Source organism: Paenibacillus sp. UMB4589-SE434 (genome assembly GCF_030226685.1).
Lineage (GTDB): Bacteria > Bacillota > Bacilli > Paenibacillales > Paenibacillaceae > Paenibacillus_B.
In genome coordinates this window covers 406778-428994 of sequence record NZ_JASOYK010000003.1, presented here as the reverse complement: position 1 = coordinate 428994, position 22217 = coordinate 406778, and the positions used below count along the sequence as shown (strand labels likewise).

The window sequence follows — 22217 nt, the reverse complement described above, 5'->3', positions numbered from 1 at the left end:
GGATAGGACTCCGATGTCGGGTTATAGCAGGTATGACAGCTAATTGCAACAGCAGCAAGCCAGTCAAAATATTTTATAACTATTTGAGCATTACGGCTTACACCATAATTTTGCACATATCATTTGTAAATTGAACAGGGTCTTGAATTGGCAGGCCTTCAATCAACAGTGCTTGGTTGTACAATAGATTCGTATACAGATTCAACTTCTCTTGGTCTGATGCTTGCGCATCCTTCAAGGATTGGAATACTTCATGGTTGACGTTGATTTCCAGCACTTTATCCGCTTGTACATCTTGGCTGTTTGGCATTGCCTTTAATATTTTTTCCATCTCGATGGATAGTTCACCCTCCGTGGACAAACACACCGGATGAGATTTTAATCGTTTGGATGCTTTTACTTGCTTCACTTTTCCGGTCAGAATGCTCTGCATCGCTTCGAACAACGCGTTATTATCGTTGTCATTCGCTTCCTCAGCCTGATCATTTTCATCCGCCTCAATACCCAGGTCTCCGCTGGATACGGAACGGAACTCCTTCTCTTTGTACTGCATAATCGTCTTAATCGCAAATTCATCGATATCATCGGTGAAGTATAGAATCTCATAACCTTTGTCAGCTACCATCTCAGCTTGCGGCAGCTTCTCGATACGCTCGATGGATTCACCAGACGCATAATAAATGTACTTTTGCTCTTCTGGCATTCTGGATACGTACTCGTCTAACGTCACCAGCTTCTTCTCGGTGGATGAATAGAACATCACCAAGTCTTGCAGTGTTTCTTTATTAGTGCCGTAATCGCTGTACACGCCGTATTTTAACTGTCTGCCAAAAGACTTGTAGAACGTTTCATATTTCTCGCGCTCATCCTTCAGCAAGCTTTGCAGTTGGCTCTTGATCTTGTTTTTGATGTTCTTGGCGATCAAATGCAATTGGCGGTCATGCTGCAGCATCTCACGTGAGATATTCAAGGATAGATCTTCGGAATCGACCATTCCTTTAACAAAGCCAAAATAGTCTGGCAGCAGGTCTGCGCATTTGTTCATAATGAGCACGCCGTTGGAATAGAGCTCTAGACCTTTCTCGTATTCCTTCGTGTAATAATCAAATGGCGTATTCTCTGGAATAAACAGGATTGCCTTGTACACCACTGCGCCGTCCGCGCTGATATGAATATGCTTTAACGGTTTATCGAAGCCATAACGCTTTTCGTTGTAGAAGCGCTCATAATCTTCGGTCGTCAGTTCATTTTTATTTTTACGCCAGATCGGTACCATGCTGTTGATCGTCTGTTCTTCTTGGTAGTCTTCCAGCTCATTCTCTTCGCTGCCTTCTTTAGGACGTTGACCCTTTACATCCATCTTAATCGGGTAACGTATAAAGTCGGAATATTTCTTAATAATCGATCTGAGGCGATACTCTTCCAAGTACTCGTCATATTGATCATCTTCTGTGTTCTCTTTAATTTGCAACGTGATCTCGGTTCCTGCTGCGTCCTTCTCACACGGTACAATCGTATATCCGTCAGCACCTTTAGACTCCCACTTAAACGCCTCGTCGCTGCCGAACGCTTTGCTGACTACTGTAACAACGTCCGCAACCATAAAGGCGGAGTAGAATCCAACCCCGAATTGACCGATAATGTTATGTCCGTCTTTTGATTCGTTTTCAGACTTAAAAGCCAACGACCCACTCTTGGCGATTACCCCAAGGTTATTTTCCAACTCCTCCTTGGACATCCCGATGCCAGTGTCTGTAATCGTCAATGTTCTACTGTCTTTATCAACTGCTACTTTAATGTAATAATCTTCTTTGTTAAATACTAACTGATCGTCAGCAAGCGCCTTGTAGTACATCTTGTCGATTGCATCGCTTGCATTGGAGATAAGCTCTCTCAAGAAGATTTCTCGTTGGGTGTAAATGGAGTTGATCATCATTTCCAGCAATCGCTTGGATTCTGCTTTGAACTGCTTCTTGGCCATGAATAGATCCCCTTTCAATGTAAAGAAAATAATAGAATCAACGCTGGCTTACCCTGCTAACAATTAGGGTGTGCAGCGGTCATATATATAGTTCGCCACGATTAGCACTCTTTCCTGTCGAGTGCTAATACTTCTTTTTATATACCACAACCTAATTTTCGATGTCAATACGGTAACGAAAAAAAATAGAAAAATATAGCATATGAAATCTTCTTTAGTCAATCAATCGTCTCGTCCCTGTTAGAACCAATGAAAATGACCCCCTACACTCTCATTTACACAAATTCAACATCACCATTACGTAAGCTTAACAAGTGACTGCTATAATTCGACTAAATACGAGCAAGTTAACGATTGAAGGGGGATTTATCGATCATGAACAACAAATGGCTGATGGCTGCTACAGCAGCACTTACACTCACAGTAGGCACCAACGTAATACCTGTAAATGCACTAAATGGTTCCCCGGCAGAGCAGATTACGTATACCAACAACGGGCAAGCGGTGACACCATCTTCTTCTGCGGTGGATATCGATGGCCGTTTATATTTGCCGCTTCGTGCGCTTAGTGAAGCCTCTGGCAAATATGTAGATTGGGATGAGTTCCGTGGCAGCGTAGCACTGACAGACAAACCTGAGTTAACTGGAAAGTATAAATTAAATGCACCTAATCTAAACGAAGGGGTCAAAATGGGGATCGGTTCCTCTTTAACTCACATACCTGGTGACCCTGATAACGTGTTTTATTCAACAGCAGACCGCGGTCCTAACGGAGAAGTCGAGGTCAACGGCAAGAATCGCCGGACTTTCCCGCTTGCCACTTACACGCCAAGCCTTTATAAGATCCAAATTGAAAAAGGCGAAATTAAAATATTAGAGCAAATACCATTAAAACTAAACGGCACCAATCCTGCAACAGGTAATGATCGTATTACGGGTCTACCGAACATTAAAGGCCGTGACGAAGTGCCTTTTGATGTCAAAGCAGAGAAAGAGCTTGCCTATGACCCCTATGGGCTTGATATCGAAGGACTTGCCTATAATCCAAAAGATGACACGTTCTGGATCTCTGATGAGTACGGTCCTTCTATCGTCCATGTAAAACGCGATGGTACGCTTATCGAAAGGATCGTGCCGAAGGGCTGGGGCGCACAAGTGTCCGCCCCGCTCGTGCCAGCACGTGAAACATTGCCAGCCGTATACAACAAGCTTCGCCAAAACCGTGGTGCAGAGGCGGTTGGCATCACGCCTGACAGCAAATATATGTTCATGGCCATGCAAAGCCCGCTTCGCAGCCCGGACAAGTCCACGGACAATTCGCGCCAGCTGCGGATCATCAAGCTCGATCTAGCAACACTGCAGCCAGTAGCTGAATATGCTTATGTGGCGGAAGACGCGAAGCAATTCAACAACCTGTCCCAATCAGACATCGTAATCTCTGATCTGGTCGTTGTAAACGAGAACACGCTGCTGATCGATGAGCGTGACAAAAACGCGGGCGACAAGGCACAGTTGAAGCGAATTTATGCAATCGACCTGACTAATGCATCTAACATTCTCGGCAAATATGATGATGAGAAAGCAGGTAAAACGCTGGAGCAGATGACGATTGCCGAGTTGCGCGCGAACGGGATTCTCCCGCCTTCTAAGCGCACTATTCTCGACGGGGTTCAGTTTGGCTACCCGTACGAGAAGATTGAAGGCTTGTCGCTTGTGAATGGCAATACACTCGTGATTGTCAACGACAATGACTTTGGCGTGGGCAGCACATCTTCGGATAACGGCACTGAGTTGTGGACGTTTAAGCTGCCTTACTCGATTAAGTAACCCTAGTCCCGTGTGCCCCTTCCCTTACTGAATCGTTTCACAACGATTCCATATGTATTAACAGCCCCCGTCTTGAGCCTTTGGCTGGACGGGGTTTTGTTGTTCATTTGCATACTCGTCCGCTCACCATATTCCCTCGCTAATTTCCTTCCCCATTCGGTCTATCGGATGATGGTTAAGCATCGATAATCAAAAGGTTGATATAATGGACTCCCCACTTTAAAATGAACTCCAACACCGACTGGTGCTTTATACCCTATTAGATTTGCGAATATTGAAATATTCCATAACCTCCCTTATGATAGAATTACGACCAAGAAAGGAAACTGGAATATGAAGAAAATAATAGTACTTTTGCTTCTGCTTGTTGTACTCGTACCCTCTCAAGCGTTTGCAGCCGCATCATCGTCTAAGGTAAATATTGAAAAGACTTATTTTGAGTCTTACAAGGGCAAGGTTAACGAAGTGAAAGCCGCCCAGAAGAACCTGAGTGTCTTGCTGTGTCCAGATGTTAAGCCTCTCACAGAGCAGTATAAAGCCTCAGCAGCTAGATACACTAGCTTAGTTAAGAGTAAAGCGAGCAAGGACACGCTGGCGCAAGCCAAAGCAGAGAAGGTTCGAGACATCAAAGCGCTTAACGCCGCGAAGAAGACATGTTCTGCTAAAGTAAAGCAGCACAAGATAGAAAGTGATAAGGCACTGAAAGAAATCAACGTATTAAAAGCAGCCATCGTCAAAAATATTAAGACTCACTTGGCTGGCAAGGATGGCATGAGCGAGAATGACTTCAATTCCTCTGTGCAGAAAAGTTTGTCGTTTATGTATAGCAAGTTTGATGTTCTGTTGAACTCGTTAAGATCTGTGTAGATATTTATGCATAACTAGTAACAAGAGAGGAGTACGTATAAATACGTCTCCTCTCTTTCTTTTTACACTTTACAACCGTGGATCAATCTCCTTCTCTTTAGCTACTTCAAATAACAAATTGGATACAACCTCCTGATACTCTCTGTTATCTGGTTTAATATCTTCAAACTTAAAGGATAACATTTTCTTTCCAAGGCGGTGCTCATTTATAGATGTTCGAAGTTTCTGCTTTATATTTTTCTGTTTGAATAACTTATGATACTTATGCGGGAACCGATAATCATAACCATATATAATTGATAAATAATCCGGGTTCCTAACCTTCATAAAAGGTGCTGCATCCCCATTATTTACTTCAGGTTTAATTACGACTCCTTCCATATGATTAAGCATTGTAAGCGATGCAAAATAATGCTCTGCTCTCTCATAGCTATCCGATTCGGTCAAGTCTACAGTAAGATATTCATCTTCAGATAAGAACTGATACATATCAGAAGTAGTCCAATCTGGTATTTGTTCTTCACCGGACTCATAGATTATTTTTAGTAGCGCAAATGGTTTAAATTCAAGTGTATCGTCCTCAGCATATAATTCAAGCTGCCTTTTATAGGTGATATATGCCTTTTCGTGTTCGTGTAGTGGTACGTAAGTCTCTAAAATACTGTGCACGTGCTTATAATTTTGATATATGTTGTCTCCATACTTCTCACTTAACTTTGCCTTTGGTATATGAAATTGGTCCTGCTCAAACCCGCTAGCCTGATATTGATCCGCTAAATGGTCAAATTCTTGTTGGAAACTATACTGCTTAAGAAATTCAAACTCACTCTCTAGGGCTGATTCAATAGGCTTAAACTGACGTTTAATCAAGGCATCACCCAAGGCCTTCCAAGGGAGCAACTCGCCATCAATAATGAGCATTTCTATTCTATTATCCTGCATATATCCACCGAATTTCAGCTGCAGTTGATCGTATATTGCTGTCAGCTCAACCTGATTAATCTTATAGCCATTTCGACTAACTGCAAAGCATCGTTGACGCTCATTATGCAAATATATATTACATCTTGAACCCATATATTTGGGTTGTAATACAACTTTATTTACTGAGCGAGCTGCATAATAATTTAGACCTGAAGTTAATGACTCGAGCTGATACGTCGCTTCATCCTTATCTGCAGGAGGCATCGTACCGGAAATAAAATTGACCTTATTCCGCGAACAGTATTGGAGTCGGCGAACCTCATCAACATCGAGATCTTGAATCGTAATTTTTCCTTGTTCCACAAACAAATCTTGTAAGGATTCCGCTATAATGACCTGTTTCGATTTGTACGCTTTAAAGAACGGTTTAAACGAGATTTTAACAGATGTCAGCGCATTTCCATGAACGCTTCCCGTATCCAAATGAATTTTATTTTTAATACGGAATGCAGTTTTGGCCGCGATATGGCCGTACACATGATAAGGATGATTTTTTACCGCTTCTTGCTTCAGGAATTGAAGTTGTTCTTCGAACGGCACATTTCGATCAACTCTAAAATTACGTTGATGTCGGAGAGAGCTTGTGTCCAACTTCCCAATATACTTGTTTTTGCATGGTGCGTGTGTTACATAAAAAGATGGACCATTTACTCCACAGAACTTATAAAAAGGTTGTGATAAGTTTACGAGCTGACAAAACTTATCCATTAGATCTGCATCATGTAGCAGGACCTGAGTCGAGTCAAAGTACGTATGAAGCAACTCCTGCTCCACACCACTAACTTCACCTTTTATATACTTGTGTACAAAATTTTCATGGTTTCCAAGAACAAAAAGAAAATGTTCTTGATTTACGTAAAGGAACTCTATCGTCTCTCTTGTTTGTTGACCTTTATCGATCCAGTCCCCCACTAAGATCACTTTAGTATCCCGCACTTGATCTGTTGCAATCAATCTTCCGGATTCAATCTGATAGCCATAACTCAAAAGCAACCCTTGAAGATCGTTAAGACACTCGTGTACGTCACCAACCATAATATACTTTAGGTTTTGTGGCAAAATAGTATGAAGATAGTCATCACGATTTTCAATAATCACTTTATATGGAGAACTATCGTTTGGACACACTGTTGAATAAAAATCTTTAGCTCGTATCTTGTGTATATTCGAGTATCCTTCCCGCGATAATGAACCCAAAACATCCTTTTTAAAACGATTAATATGATTAGTAATGATCTTCTTCGAACGTTCGGAAGCATAATAGTCTTCGCGCTTGCGATAGTCAAATAATATGACCTCAACATTATACTTATTTTCAGATGCAATCTCCCTTACCTTTGCCCGAAAATCATCGGCTAATCCTGTTGTATCCAATACAATAAATTCCGCATTTATAGGAAATGAAGTGACCATTTTAAGTTTCTCAAACAGCAAGTGAAAAGCTTGAGAGCTAGCTTCCAGCATGACTTGATCATACTTGTCATAGTCACTCCCCAAAACCTCCTGCCGAATAGCGTCTGACGAAATATATTGGATATTGAATTTAGCATTTTTATGTATATCTTCAAACCTGAGCTGCGGAATGAGTACATCCTGTGCAAATGTTGTCTTGCCGCATTCTGTCGGTCCAATCATCATAAAAATAGTGTGTATTTTCGTCCGAAGTTCCATCTCAATCCCCTCTTTTCTTCAGCACAATTCCTTGTGTAGTACTGACCTGATTTACACTATCACCGATAGCTACGAATTCGTAGTGAAGATTCATTTCCTTCAAGAATTCCAAGAACCAGGCTCTAAAACGTTCCTGCCCCATTTCCCACTTATGATCATCATGCCTAAAGCCATCCAACTCATAAAAAGTATTAAAGTCAGCGTTCGGTGTTGTAATAATAAAATGTTCATAGTTAACATGTCTGCATACATGTTGAATCAAATCTTTCGCTTCATTCTCACTCATGTGCTCAATTACTTCAGTCATGATGACATCCACTAGTTCGCCGTTATACGTTCCCAAAAATTGATCAAGAGAAGGATAGGTTGATAGATTATCGATTTCTTTGATTATTGCTTTACGTTGCAAGGCATCCAATATTTCTTCATTCGTGTCAATTGCATAATAACTGTGATCCATTTTCTTGGCAAAAGGGATGGCATAAAACCCCTCACCGCAACCAATGTCCACTAATGATTTATTAAGAGGTAATACTCCACCAATATAATTTCTTCGTTGGAATGCCGTCCCCCCATAATCCAGACGAATGTCATATCGTCTTGTTTTTTCAATTTCAGACTTATATTTATTGAATCGTTGTCTAGAGGATAAAAAGTTCCGCGCAAATAAACTCCGAATGTAAAAAGGCGCGTCTATTATATTTAGACTCTTAATATATTTGTCGAGAATACTATCAGATATATCAATATATTCGTTCCCTAACATAGATAAAAACAAGCAAAGAACACTAGTCACATGAAGCAGTTGATAGAGTCTCCTCCGTGTCGTTACAGTTAAAGCGTAACTTTTATGTGATCGATGCTGAATATGAAAGGTGAAGTCTGGTAAGTGCTTTTGGAAAAAATCAATATATCGAACCATCTCAATATGGATCATATTGATGTAGAGCGAATGATCATAACCTTCCAAGTCAAGTTCATCATCTGATCTCTTTAATGGTGCATTAAAAAATTCATTGATCGCATTAAGCGGAAATAACGGCGTGTTGTAGCGTGACACATTCAAATATTCAAAATGTTCGTTTTCATGCTGTTTGTACGATATCTCGTTATCAGCATCTTTAAAGTAAACATTATACGTAGACTCATCCGAATACCAGCCGTATGCCATTCCTTTGCGAATTGAACGAAGCTGCATTCCAGAGTTCGGATTTTTCTTGATTAGAAAAGTAAACTGGGGATTAGCAGATTTTAATTGTACAATAGCCATCTTTTATTCTCTCCTCTCCGAACCTTTCGGTCGGTCTACAATACGAATCAATATTCTCGTAATCTATTAATCCTTATAAGGATCAATCTCATCCGCCCCTGCCATACACACCCCAATCGGCCTTAATACGTTCAACACCTCGATCGTCTCCGCATGGGCATCCAGCACCTCTTGAAGCTTACGGTATACAAATGGACTTTCATCCGTCCCTGCACCGCGAAGTTCGACCCCAAAGTCACGAACCGCGTCCAGCATCTGCTGCGTACTGATCTGTCCGCCGCTGCGAGAGCGGGTCTTCCAGTTCATCTTGCCGGCTGCCTGCGTTCGACTCATGACACGTCCCGCGCCATGAACAGTGCTGTAATACGCATCGCGGTTTTCTACTGTATCTTTGCCCTTGACGATAACAGAAATATCGCCCATGCTTCCGCCGATAAAGCCTACTTGTCCCGGTGCCGACGGTGTAGCTCCTTTACGCACAACTACAGCTTCTTCTCCGTTATGTGTCTCTTTCCAAGCGTAGTTGTGGTGATTATGAACCTCAAAGTCTGCCGCAGTTCCGAGAATCGACAGCACTTCTTGGATCACATAATCACGTCCTGCGTATGCGTAACGACCCGCCAGCTTCATTGCACGGTAATACATATCTCCCAGTTCACTGTTAAGATCAAGCAGTACTGGCGGTTGATCCATCTTTTCGCCAGGCGCTTTATCCATAAAGGCTCTTCCCGCAGCCAAGTTTAGGAAGCCGCTTGCCGTCTTATGTCCAAAGCCGCGGCTACCGAAGTGATTTCCGATCCACAGCCGCCCCGTCTCCACTTCCTCAAACAAATCCACGAAATGGTTACCGCTGCCTACTGTGCCAAGCTGATTGCGGGCCAACACTTTCAGCTTGTCGTGCTCCTGCTTGCCGATCGCTTCATACACAGACCAATCAGGGTCATCAAACAACTCATGATCCACCTTCTCCTGATTGACACGACCCATCCCAAATGAAATACTGCGCGCGATCTCATCCATGATCTGAGCCAGCCGAGGCTTAATATCTGCAGCATACAGATGGGTACGCACCGCTTTGTTACCGCATCCGATATCATAGCCAACGCCAGACGGTGATATTTGACCCTCGTATACGACTACGCCGCCAATGGGCTGACTGTACCCTTTGTGGTGATCTGCCATCAACAGCGCCTGTACGACATTTCCGGTATCAGCACATAGTTTGGCTTGGACCAAAGCCCCTTCCTCTGGGTTTCCCCACACACGAACACCATCTATATTTTGATAAGCCATAAGCTTTAACCCCTCTGCCAAATAATTTTTCCTCTACATGGATACTCTAAGCCCTTTATCCCAGCTACTTGATCGATACAATGGCCAATTCATTACTCAAGAGTATCCAAACAATAATATCCTGCCTTATGCCCACACCTCATCCAATGCTGACCGAAACAACTTGTTAAGCTGCTGATCCTGATTGTCAGTAGACGCAGACATTTTAGCAGCAACTTGATCATAAAAGCTTATTTTTTCTTCCAAAAACGCGTTGATCGCATGTATTTTAGGCTCATAATCAAGCTCATCTCCCGCCATTTTCCGCACGAGCAGCTGCTGAATTGCAGCCCTAAGCTCGCTATTGCCTGACACGATCCCCTCAACCAGCACTTGAAACTCGATGGGAGGCATCGTGTTGTACTTCTCAATCCATTCGCAAGCCAGTATCGGACGAAGTACATAGAAGTATTTTTTGATCTTCACTTGCTCACCCTGTAAATACTCGCGATAGTTTCCTTTTGCCATATGAAGATAGTGATACATACACGATCTGGGTGAAAAAGTGGACGGTGCAAGGCAGCGTATCTGCTCTGCAATAGAATAGTTCTCCTGATACCGAATTGGCGATTGCAGCCACTCCAGCAGCGGCGGATTAGACTTGCGGAACAGCTTCAGCGCTTTCTTCAGATCCCAGCCATTCACATCCAGCATATTGCTAATCGGCCGCTCAATCACGTCTCGCTGCTCAAATATAGATAAATACCATTCCAACGGTCTGATGTATATAAATCTAACGTCGTAATCGCTGTCTTTGGACGGAAACCCCCAGGCACGGCTGCCCGATTCGCAAGCATACAAGATTCGAACTTGTTCTTCCTTTTCGATTCGTGCCAATTCCTCCAAGATAAGTTGTTGATAAGCTGACATGAGGTCTCACTTCCCTTACTTTAGTTTGAATGTGCTGTCCCCGAATCCAGTTAATCCAAGTTCAACGCTGCTATTTGCTCCGTCATCTTTGAGTATTCCTGTATGGTCTGAGCGATATAAGATAATACAGTATCACTCCAACCATAAATGTAGAACGTCTGCGGATCTTGATCCGGCACCATGACGTGCCGATAAGGCGCTATATCGATAATAAAAGCCTTTACATCACGGTTCACCTGCGAACGATACCGCTTCAGTTGTTCATAGAACGGACTGCCGCTATTCTGCTGCTCATCTGTAATCATAATGATCTGATCGACTTTTCTCCGCTCCTGAATTAGCTTTTTTACCGCCGCTCCTGTATCTGTTCCACCACGCGTATGGATGTGCGCCGCTTGTGTCAAGATACTATCCTTACGTGAAGGTTTAGCGTCATATACATCCGTGTCAAACAACCAGAACAGCGAATTTCCCTGTGTCTTTTTGTACATGGCCAAGGCGAAGATCGCGCCTGTTTCAAGATAATGGCCTTCCATCGAGCCTGAGATATCTAGGAAAATAGCCGTTTGCTCTCCCAACTGCGGGAGATTGTCAAACGTCAGCTCAACCGCTTCACGTAAAGCATCACGAAGCTCTACATGCTCTATCTGACGAAACGCAGTCGCTAACCGGAATGGCAAAATTTTAGCTTTGCGCAGCGCCTGTTGATCGGTCAGTCGACTCACGACATAATCCAAATGGCTCTTCTCATCCAAGACGCCTGCTCGCTGCAGCGCGTTCAGATGACGAAGCAGCGCAAACGTCGGCATTTGGTACAATAATGCTTCCCATACAGCTTTCGAAGGCTTAATCGCCCCCGTTACTGTCTCATAGGGCAACTTGCCTCGTGTAATCCACGCGATCTGTTCGGATTCTGTCGCAGCAAGCTTCAATTGCTCTAGCGCCTGTACCTGCGGCAGCAGATCCAGATTAGCCTCTTGGCCGCGCAAATATCGGAACAACGCTTGCTGCCTCAAATCTTGCGGCTTCGGATGGGCCGTTGCAATGGCGTCCCCTAGGCTGTAACCGCGGCCACGTCCATTATATTTGATCGCCCAATACTCAGTTATACCAGACAAAAATTGATTCACCTGCCGCTTAATCGCGCGTCCACCCTCACCGCGTCCTAATCCACTCACAATGGTTAAGAAGTCGGACAAATCAGAAGGAATCCGCACCACCTGCATAAAGATCTTCGCGAACAAGTCCGGACGATAGAGAGATAATACAGCCAAGCCAAACAGCGGCTGGAGGCGCATAAAGCCCTCATTACGAGCAAATACGATTGCTTTTGCCATAAAAGTTGAATTCGTGTTTGCCATCTCATGATGAAGCTGTTCCGCCTCACTTAACAGTTCATGTTGATCCGCATAAAACGTATTACTCATCGTATTGGTCAGCAGCGTCTGTACGTATTGCTCCTCTATAGAACGCGTATAGGCTGGATATTGAGCTTTATTTAGAGTGTTTGGTCGCAAGGCGCCAAACAGCTTCTTTGTCATATTCAACAGTATCAGCTCCTTAAAAATTAGAAAGGTGAGGAAAAAGCGGGATAGGTATGCTGCAGGAGTCGAACCTGCCGTATTGCCCGGGTAATTCAATGTGTCGATAAGCTCGAAGTAACCCATCCCAGCGCCTCACCAAGGTATTTCATCTGATGTAATGAAGCGAGGAAAAAATGGAAAAGGCAGATGGTGTCCATTCACACAGACACGACGAATACTTAACCCATTTAAGTCGAAGAAGCCCTTTCCAGCGCCTCGCTTCCAATTCATTTATTAAAGATCATCGAGGAAAAAGGTCGGAAAGGCACAAGACTGCTCTACCACTGAGCTATTCCGCCATAGGGGCGGAAGTTGGAGTCGAACCAACGGCATGTCGCTTAGAAGGCGAAGTAACCCTTCCATACGCCTCGATGATCTACTGGGGCTGCACCATGTGGTGTCGGCCTCTGTATGTATCATCCCTTATTTTCAAGCAAGGGAACATGGTGAAAGTATTACGACAGGTGAACAACTTTTCCATATCGCCCAGCTTTATCCCCTGTTACAATAAAAGAAGGATGCAGGAGAACGGAGGATTTCGAGGTGGCCAAGGAAAGCTTTGACAAAGAAATTCAATTTTTGCGGATGCTGACGCTAACGAGTGGTGCCTACAGCAGACAGCAGTTTGCAGAGCGGCTCGGTATTTCCGTACACACGTTTGACAAGACCATTAAGAAGCTTAAAACGATCGTAAACACAACTTATCAGCAGCTTGCACCAGGACAGGAGAAACAATTTGCGGAATCAATTCGCTACAGCTATTACGAGTCAATCGATCCCCTGCTGTTGTTTGTATTTCGTGCCAAATCAGTAAAGGAATCCGAATCCCACAGAATTTCCTTGCTGCTGGCCGCCATGGACGAACAGGCACTCACTACGATGGAGCTTATGGACGTATGCTGCGGCGACCTGAATCCCGACATGCCGCTTCCTGACGAGAAAACCATTCGGTCGGATTTGAAGTATTTGGAGGAAGTTGGCGTCATTAAACGTGAAGCGGGCACACGACCTTTCCGCTACCGTCTACATAACGATTTGATCCAGGAGTTATCGGACGAGGAGCTTTATGACTTGTATGACTACGTGGATGTGATGGCCAATACACAGGTGCCTTCTGTGCAAGGTTATTTGCTGCGTGATGGGCTGAAGAAGCACCTTGCTCGCAATCAAGTGGAAAAGCATGCGATGGAGCCCTTTTTGTACAAATATCATTATTACTCGCGGATATTAGATGAAGCACATCTCTTTACGCTGCTGCGTGCGATTCGGAGTCGACGCAAGGTTCGTTTCTTGTACTTCTCACCCAAAACTGAGAAGAGTTATGCCTCCCAGAATACGAATCCGTTATTCGAACGGGATCATGAGGGGAAAGTGGAACAGACGCTGCCGCTTAAAATCATCTACGATCATCAATACGGACGTTGGTATTTGCTGTCGAACGGCAGAGAGGGCTTGCGGAAATACCGCATGGAAGGCATTACACAGCTGGAGGAAGCGGAAGCAGTATCCGAGGAACTATGGGAGAAAAGGTCTAGCGAGCTGGCAGAGAAGATCCAGTACAGTTGGCTGATTGATACGGGGCGACCGATAACCATACGTGCCCGCTTCTTTAACCCGGGAGATTTGGAACCTAACTTTATTCGAAATCGCGTCCTGCTTCAGGGGCAATGGGGACAAATCATAGAGGAAAATGAAGACTTTTTTGTCTATGAAATTACCGTTAACGGTACCTTTGAAATTAAGCCATGGCTGCGCAGCTTTGGCTCCAGTTGTGAAATATTAGAGCCAATACAGCTCCGTCGAGAGATGATTGCCGAATGGAAGGAGATTCAAGCGTACTATGAACCTGTTCGAGAAAATATTTAACTATCAAGTCCTCTCGCGTCTTGAGGATTCCGGTACATTTATGATCACCTCACACGAAAGAGCTTGGCTCAAGATGATGCTGGATCATCCTGCGGCAGTCGAAGCATTTACTGCGGAGACACTGGATAAATTGTGTTCCCTTTTGGAGCAGGATCAGCGAATGGATACGAGGGATCATTTACTGGAGAAAGCCAAAAGCACAGAGGGGCAAGTCTACCATTCCCTTCTACGCTCTTTACGAAGACATATTACGAATAAAAGTGGCATCTGCCTCACGTACCAACTTAAGCGCGGTCAAGTGCAGTCCGAGCAATCCGGGCTGCCGTACAAGCTGGAATATTCGATGGTCAAAAGAGAATGGTACCTGCTCTGGTATCACCTCCGCCACCGTGCTTTTATGAGTACACGGCTGAAAAACATCATCACTGTCTCAGCTGAGCCAATTCCACCAGAGAAGGCCGAGCGTATTCTTGCCCACGTGGCTCGTACGCTTGACTCCCGCAAGACCGATGTGGTAATTGAGATCGTCCGCGAGTACAACCAAGAATTATCTCGAATTCTGTACGCCTTCTCCTGCTTTGAAAAAGACGTTGCCTATGATGAGGAGCAGGATACATACCGTGTGCGAGTCTGCTTGCCCGGAGATGAGATGGAGTTCCTGCTCTCGAAGATTCGTTTTCTCGGAAAGCGGGTGCGAGTGATCGAGGGGAGCTATTTAAAGAGACGGATGCTGGAAGCTTCTACGAAGGCGTTGGAGCGGTATGGGGTGGAGCATACATAAGTTCCGTTTTCCTTTGGTATATGATGAATAATAAATATATCCCATGGCGTCTCTACTCGTGGTAGATATATCACAGGTTCCAACGAATCCCCGGAAATTAATTTTAGTGGAACCAAAATAAAAACAGACGCCGTTACTTGGCGTCTGTTCGAATAAATATATTTACCACGGATGGATCGTTGATCCTCCACCACTTGTCATTGCAACAATGGCGATAGGCAGTAAAGTAGTTACAACAAAAGCAGATAAAGCAGCTAACTTGCTGGATTTGTTCTTCATGTCGTATCTCCTTATTATTTATTTGTTAAATAGGAAAGCACTTGTGTAAGCTTTGCATCATGTAAAACACCTCTGAAGGCTTCGCTTAGAATTATTCCTATGCACCTGTCAATGTCATGATGCCTATCAACAGATATGAACATTATAATGCTATCAAGCAAACATTCAAAAGCTTTATTATGCTCATTTGTCAACAAAAAGTATTCACTCTTCTTTTCATAATAGAATGCATACTCTGAAACGATGGATGGGTGGGTAGAATACATAAAATCTTTTTCATGCAGCAGTAACCTTTCAATTGCTTGTACATCTTTCTGTTTTAAGTAAAGCTCCATGAGATCGAACATAACAGCGACCTTATGAGGGGCTGTATCTAGTCGGTTTTCTAACTGAATTATAGCTAAATCAATATCCCCTTTCTTACCGTCCAGTTTGGCAGTCAGAAACGAAACCTGTTCCTCAATAGAAGGAATACTAGAGAAGTGTTTTAAGATATTAACATACTTCTCTGCCAAGTCGTATCGATCCAAAAAGAAGTACGAGAAGGCAGTTAATTGAACGGCATATGCTTTTAATGTACCTTCTGAATAATCAAGAGTGATCACTTCTTTACATAACTCTATGCAATCCTCGTATTTACCCAAGTGATAAGCATGAGCGCCTAGCTTATAATAATATGTAATCTGATCGTCTACTGAAAGGAATTTAGCGTGATATTGAATATTTTTTCCTGGTTCATAAGTCTTGCTTAACTTTGTAAAATCATCTCGCTCGATCAGATAAGATTGGAATAGTGCTTTCGCCAGAGTAGGCCGAATGCCGTGATCGTCGGAGAACTCGCTAATCACTTTAAACAAGGCGAGCTTTTGAGGGATTTCTTTGGTTTCGATTGCAAGGTTGTATAATCGTTCAACGGACTCTTCAGAGGTTTCGCGCTGATTAAAGGCGAGGAATGTAGTAGCGATTTTCATAATCAGTGGAACGGGCAACGAATTAGGAAGAGCTTCCCCCAATACCGTAAATAGTGCTTCCGAGCTACATTCTGCTTCGATGTAGAATTCTGTGATCTCATCAATCGGAATATCTAAGGTCGAAGCAATAACTAGAATAGTGCGGAACTCTGGAGAACGTGTCTCCCCTGTTTCAATTCTGGATAACGTAGCTTCTGGAGTACCTGATAGATCGGAGAGCTGCGGGAGTGTCATCTGTTTTTCTTTTCGTTTACATCGTATCAGTTCCCCCAGCCCCAGTGTTAATGTGGACGCGGAGATTTCAACCAACTGGTACACCTCGCTTAATTGATTATTAATTAATTGTATATTAATCGACCACCTACATATTACCATATTTTTTTAGATGCACCAAATACAACATTCCACAAATGACCATTACAATCGTAATTAATTCCTAAAATAGCTCAAGTGAAGCTGAAGAATAACAAGATATCTGCTCTTGGTCAACTACAGTATGGATCTCTAGTTTCCCCAGTTATATCAAGCGTTTGTTTAAGGACTTAAGCTGCATAAGTTGAGTTAACTAGTCATAGATCGTAATAAAAGATTTTTCATTATGTTGATATACATTAGCCAGTAATAAAAAGACGTCAAAAATAACCACGAGGGGGTATTCCCTGTGGCTATTTCTATTTATTGAGACATGACTTCACACCGAAGTTAAAAAGCACTTGGCCGATGCTGATGATGACAACCGAAATGTGACTGACGGGAGTTCCAGCAGCCCTCTCCCATTAAGCAATGAACTCAGCCATGATGGTACTAATATCAAACGGAGTAATGCCTTCATTCACCGAAAACACGGTTTGTGCGTCATCAGCGTGCTGCACAATTCGGCCTCTGGCCTCCGCATGGAGCATAAATAAATCATACAGGTTTGGCTTCGTTAAGGTGGTCATTGCTTTCCCCATCAGTACCATACCCTTTTGATTTCCCTCGACATTGTTGAAATAGTTAGGATGATGCTGCAGCGCTAGATCACACCAAATCATTTTCCGTTCTACCACATCCAAAATGATCGGAATTGCGATTCTTGTATCCGCAGTAACATCTATTCGATCTACTACAGTGGAAGGTTCAAAGATTTCTCCAGAATTGGGATGCTGCCTCATCATCCAGCCTGCAAAACACTCTGGTAAATTACAATAGGCCTGCCCCGTAAATGAGTTCAGCGTGGCTACGATGTAACGGCCCCCATATTTAACAACAGAAGGAATATCAATATCGATAAACTCACAGGCCCCATGTGGAGCTGATGTAATATCGCCACTGTGAGCCGCTTTATACTGGGCTGAACGCAGATTCGTATAGGAAATATGTTCGACGTACTGCCACTGCTCATCATACATAACCGCAGACAGGTCAATATCAACTCTTCCTGTAGGCGTTCCGTCAACCTGCCCTTCCTTCCACCACAAGTAGAAGCGGATTGTGTCTCCTTCAGGCAGCTCAAGCCGACTACCGCGAACGATGGTACGAAGTGCCTTGCTCGCCGACCTTTGAGAAAAAGGCACTACATATTGCCTTAAGCTTGCATCGACATAAACGTCCCCCATAGCAGGAAGCTCAGCGAATCTCCTGATAAGCGTGTTTTTGCACGTTTGTACTATCGCCTCACAAGCTTCCGAATTAATATCAGGAAGTGTGTTCTGGATAGCTACTGCCTTGGCGACATTCCCTTTTGGGAAAAACGTTCGCAGTTCATGCCCTTTATTCCTATTGCTAAAATGAGCCCTAACTTGCAACAGCACAGGTGTTGAGACCTGTTCGGCAATTGCAGCAAATTTTTCAACGACCGAAATGTTGTCCTCACCCATTCTTAACATATGGTCCAGCCGCCTAGCGAACTCTCCCGGACGGCTTTGTAAGATATCCGCAGCCAGACTTGTATCCTTGAGATGCAGCGCATGTTCAACCTTACTGCTGAACGTTTCATAGGGTTTATTATTGCGTAAAATATCAAACGCTTCCTTGCAGCCATGAAACTTATGTTTATATTCGGCAGGGTGCAAAATTTCGCCAAGACGAATCCAGCGATGTTTATACCGCAGCATATCCTCCACACGATTCCCACATTGCTCAAGCAGCTCCAACAATAAACGTCTCTCTGGTCGCTTGAACTTACGAAACTTCGATATACTCGCAAGACTTACATCTCCATCTGAAAGTGCTATCGCTAACCGCAGTACATCTGTTGCCGTTCTTATGTATTTGCTGATAAGCTTCGAATTTGACTTCTCATATTTGAGCAGGGTTCCTATTACAAACCCTACGTTTTCTTTTAAAGGGATCTCGTCCGGCAATATCGAGCTTACATCCTCGTAATTGGCGATCACCCACTCCACATCTGCCTGATCGGTTTCGGAGATTGAGCCTTTTGCCCCAATAAGATTACGAATAGTGTGATCAAAATCGGCTGCGCTTCCTAGATCTATTATTTTCAAATCAACCTGATCCAGAAGTGGAATTCGCTCCAATGCATCATATTCGTTCAGTTGGAGTGTGATGTAGTGAATGATAGCGTTAATATAAAGCTCTGCCTCACTGGCAAGCATCACTTGCTTGGGGAAGTTCGGGTACATGGGCCTAAAGTTTACATTCCCACCAATTAACTGCTTCAAGTCTGACACAAGCTGATGATACAACTCCAGAAACTGTTCCACTGACATCGTTTGAACGACTTCCATAAGCGGCTGGGATAAAGTAAACCCGAGATACTCTATGTTTTTCAGTGCCGTAGCTAAATATGGTTGGGGGAGACGGTGTTGACCAGGTTCTACAATGAGCTTGCTTGCTCTTCTTAAATAAATAGCATTTCTCATTGGGCCTAATCCCTCCTCATTTTCATAAAATAACAATCAGGAAACTTGCATCTCTAGTATCAACTAGGTTTGGTTTAAGAAGGAAGAGATGCAATAGCCTGATTGTGATCTCTTCAGGAAAGGTGCCACCCTAATTTGAATCTCCAATGGTTGTAGAAGCAATAGCCTGAAGTGGTTGGAGGTTATCAACTTACTCAAGGTGTTCTTAACTGAGCATTGTTGTCGGCCTCTTGAGTAGTATCATCCCATATGTTCAGGTAGACGAACATGGCGAAAGTATTACGACAGTGATTATTTGCGAAATTAGATAGGCACTCATTACCACGATTGACGAGTACATAAGGTATATGAATTGACTAATAAGTTAGCCGAAGCAGCCACGCTGTGTTCTTTGTATAGCAGTGATCGCCCATTTAAGCCTTACTTAAGTTCCAGACTATTTTCGTTTATACTCGGCCCTGCCTGCTAATAAGAGCGTAAGCTTAACAAATAATAAAAGGCGAAAATTGGCATACTAAAGCAACAAGTCTCCTGCATGCTCTTATGCTGGAAGACCGAGAAAGAACTACACGATGCGGAGGATTGCATAATGAAAAGAAAATGCCAACCTGCCCTGATGATCCTACTTGCCTTTCTGCTGCTGATCTCAGGTTGTGGAGGAGCAAGCTCCAAACAGCCTGGACCTGAAGCCGGTGCAAATCAACAGGCAGAAGAAAACAAGGAAAAAGAAAAGGAAGATGCCGTATCAAGCCCATCCCTTGCTACATATACACCGCTCGACCAGCTCAGGGAGAGCTATGACGTTGTCATTGTTGGTGCAGGAGGTGCTGGCATGACCGCGGCGCTTGAAGTGAAGGCATCAGGCTTGAGCCCTGTCATTCTGGAGAAAATGCAGGTAGCCGGCGGCAACACAAGCAAAGCATCTTCAGGAATGAATGCATCGGAAACCAAGTTCCAGAAAGAACAGAACATTACGGATACTAATGATCTTTTCTATGATGAAACGCTAAAAGGCGGGCATTTGACCAACAATAAGGATATGCTTCGGTACTTTGTGGACCATTCTGCTGCTGCCATTGATTGGCTGGACAGCAATGGTATTCGCCTGAACAACATTACGATTACAGGGGGCATGAGCAAGAAACGCACCCATCGTCCTGAAGATGGCTCAGCTGTCGGCAAGTATCTTGTATCTGGACTGATCAAAAAGGTACAAGAACAAGGAATTCCACTCTTTGTCAACGCCAATGTGCAGGAGGTCACAAGCAAAGACGGGAAGGCAACTGGTGTAAAGGTTGATTTCAGCCAAGCAAATGAGAACAAAACAATTGCGGCCAAATCTGTTGTGATTACGGCAGGTGGATTCGGCGCAAACATGGAGTTAATCAAGAAGGTGAGACCTGACCTTGAAGGTTATGTAACGACGAATCAGGAGGGCAGCACAGGTGACGGCATTAAGATGGTAGAACACATGGGCGGCACCACGGTTGACATGGATCAAATTCAGGTTCACCCTACCGTTCAGCAGGAAAATTCCTATTTAATTGGTGAAGTAGTACGCGGTGAAGGTGCGATACTGGTATCCAATGAAGGGAAGCGCTTCGTAAATGAGATGGGCGCTCGCGATAGCGTTACAGCAGCAATTAACAAGCTCTCGGAAAAAAGTGCTTATCTGATCTTCGATTCCGGTGTCAAGTCGCGTGCAAAAGCAATCGATTATTATGAGAAAATGGGGTTTGTTAAACAAGCAGATACGATCAAGGGGCTGGCAGAGATTATCCGTGTGCCTGCCGCTCCCCTGCAGAAGACACTTGAGGGCTGGAACACGGCTGTGAAGAGTAAGAAAGATGATGCGTTCAACAGAAAAACAGGGATGGAGCATGAATTATCGGGTACTCCGTACTATGCGATCAAGATTGGACCAGGCATTCACTACACCATGGGTGGTGTAAAGATCAACACCAATACGGAAGTATTAGACAAGGATGGCAAGCCTATTCCGGCTCTATTTGCTGCAGGCGAAGTTACAGGCGGTCTGCATGGTGAGAATCGAATCGGCGGCAATTCCATTGCAGAGATCATTATTTTTGGCCGTCAGGCTGGGATGAAGTCAGCGCAATATGTGAAGAGCGCAAAATAATGCAAAGATCCGTGCAGTGATTTTCTTGTAACGATTAAGAGGCCCTAGAAAATAGCGGGCCTCTTCTTTTGATGCACAAGTTGACTACCACAAGATATCAACTTCGCTTACACCATCCGGTTATTCGTATGTAAGATGTTTGTAGCTATGATCAAGGATGTAGCTCATAAGATGGAATCGTAATTAGAGTTGGTACTAGTTCATTGCGCCCTCTTTCTGCTTATAACAAAATTCCTTATTATTCTGACTAATATATAAACTATAATAGCCAGCACAGATACGCAGTCTATTAAAAAGTAAAAGATAAGAATTTCGAGCGGAATGCCTGCTTTATCATTCATGTGAGAGGAAAACGCCTCCGTCGGTTCCACAGGTATAAAACGCTGCGATTCACGATCCAGCTTCAATTCATGGGTATAACATCCAAACTCCCGAATAACAATCTGTTTTCTACCAAAAAGGCCGCTAAATGCTGGTACTTTCTTAGATGAGGTTTCTACATAAAATGGGTGAACCGTTCCACCAATCCACCCAATTTCTTGGATCCAGTTTGATGATACCTGAGCCACGACGTCTTCGTGACAATAATCCTGGTACAGCTTCTCTACAGCGATTTTGATCGTATTCTTATCCTTATCATCGATATAGTAATTATGCAATAATGGATAATGAATCAAAATAATAAACACGACAAACCAGAACATTTTATTTTTGAAGAGTTTCATATCAAGCCCTCCTTCAAATTCCAAAATATAACATAATTTTGTTTTTGTATATAAGATTTCGCATCCTGTCCACAATACTTGCCTAATTTTTCTATCTCCCCTAAATACGTAACCCCATCCAACCATCAGTTGCCAAGCAGTTAGGATGAGGTGTGACCTTTTTGATTGTTGTGCCGCCAAAGTTGTTGCTACGATAGTTCAACGTA

General features: G+C 43.6%; 14 protein-coding genes and 1 tRNA gene. 5 read left to right on the top strand and 10 right to left on the bottom strand.

The features are described from left to right. Nucleotides 1-97 precede the first annotated feature (97 nt). A complete protein-coding gene (gene htpG, locus QP775_RS14405; RefSeq protein WP_285106979.1) occupies nucleotides 98-1981 on the bottom strand; it encodes a molecular chaperone HtpG in 1884 nt (627 codons plus the stop codon). A gap of 375 nt (nucleotides 1982-2356) precedes the next feature. Between htpG and QP775_RS14400 the strand changes: the two genes are divergently transcribed. Together QP775_RS14400 and QP775_RS14395 are read left to right on the top strand one after the other, a co-directional pair. Continuing rightward, nucleotides 2357-3808 (top strand): esterase-like activity of phytase family protein, encoded by a 1452-nt coding sequence (locus tag QP775_RS14400; RefSeq protein WP_285106977.1) that lies wholly within the window; start codon nucleotides 2357-2359, stop codon nucleotides 3806-3808. Between the two features lie 333 nt (nucleotides 3809-4141). After that, complete coding sequence (locus tag QP775_RS14395) at nucleotides 4142-4675, top strand: hypothetical protein (protein WP_285106975.1); 534 nt, start codon at nucleotides 4142-4144, stop codon at nucleotides 4673-4675. A gap of 69 nt (nucleotides 4676-4744) precedes the next feature. On the opposite strand, the gene QP775_RS14390 is transcribed toward QP775_RS14395, so the two are convergent. From QP775_RS14390 to QP775_RS14365, 6 genes are all read right to left on the bottom strand, one after another. Continuing rightward, the gene (locus QP775_RS14390) at nucleotides 4745-7330 is read right to left on the bottom strand and encodes a metallophosphoesterase (RefSeq protein WP_285106973.1); all 2586 of its coding nucleotides are present in this window, start codon (nucleotides 7328-7330) and stop codon (nucleotides 4745-4747) included. 1 nt (nucleotide 7331) lies between these two features. Beyond that, a complete protein-coding gene (locus QP775_RS14385) occupies nucleotides 7332-8600 on the bottom strand; it encodes a class I SAM-dependent methyltransferase (RefSeq protein ID WP_285106971.1) in 1269 nt (422 codons plus the stop codon). A 66-nt stretch (nucleotides 8601-8666) separates the two neighbouring features. Further along, nucleotides 8667-9893: an RtcB family protein gene (locus tag QP775_RS14380; protein ID WP_285106969.1), complete on the bottom strand. Its 1227-nt coding sequence runs from the start codon at nucleotides 9891-9893 to the stop codon at nucleotides 8667-8669. Nucleotides 9894-10019: 126 nt separating this feature from the next. Beyond that, nucleotides 10020-10802 carry a nucleotidyltransferase domain-containing protein gene (locus tag QP775_RS14375; protein ID WP_239330065.1) on the bottom strand — a complete coding sequence of 261 codons (783 nt, stop codon included), beginning with the start codon at nucleotides 10800-10802 and terminating at the stop codon, nucleotides 10020-10022. A 50-nt stretch (nucleotides 10803-10852) separates the two neighbouring features. Then, nucleotides 10853-12349: a TROVE domain-containing protein gene (locus tag QP775_RS14370; protein WP_285106966.1), complete on the bottom strand. Its 1497-nt coding sequence runs from the start codon at nucleotides 12347-12349 to the stop codon at nucleotides 10853-10855. Nucleotides 12350-12686: 337 nt separating this feature from the next. Then, nucleotides 12687-12755 (bottom strand) — tRNA-Ser (locus tag QP775_RS14365). A gap of 173 nt (nucleotides 12756-12928) precedes the next feature. Between QP775_RS14365 and QP775_RS14360 the strand changes: the two genes are divergently transcribed. Both QP775_RS14360 and QP775_RS14355 read left to right on the top strand, forming a co-directional pair. Beyond that, on the top strand, nucleotides 12929-14251 hold the full coding sequence (locus QP775_RS14360) for a helix-turn-helix transcriptional regulator (RefSeq protein WP_285106964.1): 1323 nt from the start codon (nucleotides 12929-12931) through the stop codon (nucleotides 14249-14251). Next, on the top strand, nucleotides 14226-15032 hold the full coding sequence (locus tag QP775_RS14355) for a WYL domain-containing protein (RefSeq protein WP_285106962.1): 807 nt from the start codon (nucleotides 14226-14228) through the stop codon (nucleotides 15030-15032). Before QP775_RS14360 ends, QP775_RS14355 begins: the two co-directional genes overlap by 26 nt. Before the next feature lie 293 nt (nucleotides 15033-15325). Here the strand turns inward: QP775_RS14355 and QP775_RS14350 are convergent, their stop codons facing one another. Together QP775_RS14350 and QP775_RS14345 are read right to left on the bottom strand one after the other, a co-directional pair. Beyond that, nucleotides 15326-16591: a helix-turn-helix domain-containing protein gene (locus QP775_RS14350; RefSeq protein ID WP_285106960.1), complete on the bottom strand. Its 1266-nt coding sequence runs from the start codon at nucleotides 16589-16591 to the stop codon at nucleotides 15326-15328. 467 nt (nucleotides 16592-17058) lie between these two features. Continuing rightward, on the bottom strand, nucleotides 17059-19146 hold the full coding sequence (locus QP775_RS14345) for a TerD family protein (protein ID WP_285106958.1): 2088 nt from the start codon (nucleotides 19144-19146) through the stop codon (nucleotides 17059-17061). 589 nt (nucleotides 19147-19735) lie between these two features. On the opposite strand from QP775_RS14345, the gene QP775_RS14340 reads away from it, so the two are divergent. Then, complete coding sequence (locus QP775_RS14340) at nucleotides 19736-21286, top strand: flavocytochrome c (RefSeq protein WP_285106956.1); 1551 nt, start codon at nucleotides 19736-19738, stop codon at nucleotides 21284-21286. Between the two features lie 200 nt (nucleotides 21287-21486). Here the strand turns inward: QP775_RS14340 and QP775_RS14335 are convergent, their stop codons facing one another. After that, entirely contained in the window at nucleotides 21487-22191 is a 705-nt protein-coding gene (locus QP775_RS14335) for a hypothetical protein (protein ID WP_285106954.1), read from the bottom strand. Nucleotides 22192-22217 lie beyond the last annotated feature (26 nt).